The sequence below is a fragment of the Bacillus sp. MBGLi79 genome, assembly GCF_002953915.1.
In genome coordinates, this window is record NZ_CP026521.1 from 205,515 (window position 1) to 206,636 (window position 1,122).

At 43.2% G+C, this 1,122-nt stretch carries 2 protein-coding genes and 1 pseudogene; all 3 read left to right on the forward strand.

What is annotated here, in order from left to right:
• The first annotated feature begins 39 nt into the window (after nt 1–39).
• On the forward strand, nt 40–576 hold the full coding sequence (rplF, locus tag C1T29_RS01185; protein ID WP_003178356.1) for a 50S ribosomal protein L6: 537 nt from the start codon (nt 40–42) through the stop codon (nt 574–576).
• Between the two features lie 31 nt (nt 577–607).
• On the forward strand, nt 608–970 hold the full coding sequence (rplR, locus tag C1T29_RS01190) for a 50S ribosomal protein L18 (RefSeq protein WP_020449866.1): 363 nt from the start codon (nt 608–610) through the stop codon (nt 968–970).
• Nucleotides 971–994: 24 nt separating this feature from the next.
• Nucleotides 995–1,122, forward strand: a pseudogene (rpsE, locus tag C1T29_RS01195) (30S ribosomal protein S5); the annotation flags it as partial.

Below are 1,122 nucleotides of genomic sequence, written 5' to 3' on the forward strand. Positions count from 1 at the left end.
CGTTTGGTAAGAAGTTTAACATGAATGGAGGTGTTTGGTATGTCTCGTGTAGGTAAGAAGCTACTTGAGATTCCTTCAGGCGTTACAGTTACTCTGAACGACAACACTGTAACCGTGAAAGGACCAAAAGGAGAATTAACTCGTACGTTTCATCCTGATATGAAGATTAAAATTGAGGACAATGTACTTACTGTAGAGCGTCCTTCAGATAATAAAGAACACCGTGCGCTGCATGGCACAACTCGCAGCATCATCGGAAACATGGTTGAAGGTGTATCTAAAGGTTTTGAAAGAGGTTTGGAATTAGTCGGTGTCGGTTACCGTGCTTCTAAATCCGGAAACAAACTTGTTTTGAACGTTGGATACTCTCACCCTGTAGAAATCGTTCCTGAAAACGGAATTGAAATCGAAGTTCCATCTCAAACAAAAGTGGTTGTAAAAGGTACAGATAAAGAGCGTGTTGGAGCTACTGCTGCAAACATTCGCGCTGTACGTTCTCCAGAACCTTACAAAGGCAAAGGGATCCGCTATGAAGGAGAAATGGTTCGTCGTAAAGAAGGTAAATCTGCTAAGTAAAACCGCTTAATGTGAGAAAGGAGTGACCCAGATGATTACGAAAACAAGCAAGAATGCTGCACGTCTTAAAAGACACGGTCGTGTTCGCGCGAAGCTTTCAGGAACCCCTGAGAGACCTCGTCTAAATGTTTTCCGTTCAAACAAACATATTTACGCACAAGTGATCGATGATGTGAACGGTGTTACACTTGTGAGTGCATCAACTCTTGATAAAGACTTTAACGCTGAAAATGGCAGCGATACGTCTGCGGCTGCAAAAGTTGGCGAGCTTGTTGCAAAACGCGCTTCTGAAAAAGGTATCACAAATGTCGTGTTCGACCGTGGCGGTTACCTTTATCATGGACGTGTAAAAGCATTGGCTGATGCTGCACGCGAAGCTGGATTAGAATTTTAATAAAAGAAGGAGGGACATATGAATATGCGTCGTATTGACCCAAGCAAATTAGAGTTAGAAGAACGCTTAGTTACCGTTAACCGCGTAGCGAAAGTTGTTAAAGGTGGTCGTCGTTTCCGCTTCGCAGCTCTAGTCGTTGTCGGTGACAAAAA

Bases quoted from the DNA above. Each gene is read 5' to 3' on its own strand.
- rplF (WP_003178356.1), top strand. From the start codon at position 40: ATGTCTCGTGTAGGTAAGAAGCTACTTGAGATTCCTTCAGGCGTTACA.
- rplR (WP_020449866.1), top strand. From the start codon at position 608: ATGATTACGAAAACAAGCAAGAATGCTGCACGTCTTAAAAGACACGGT.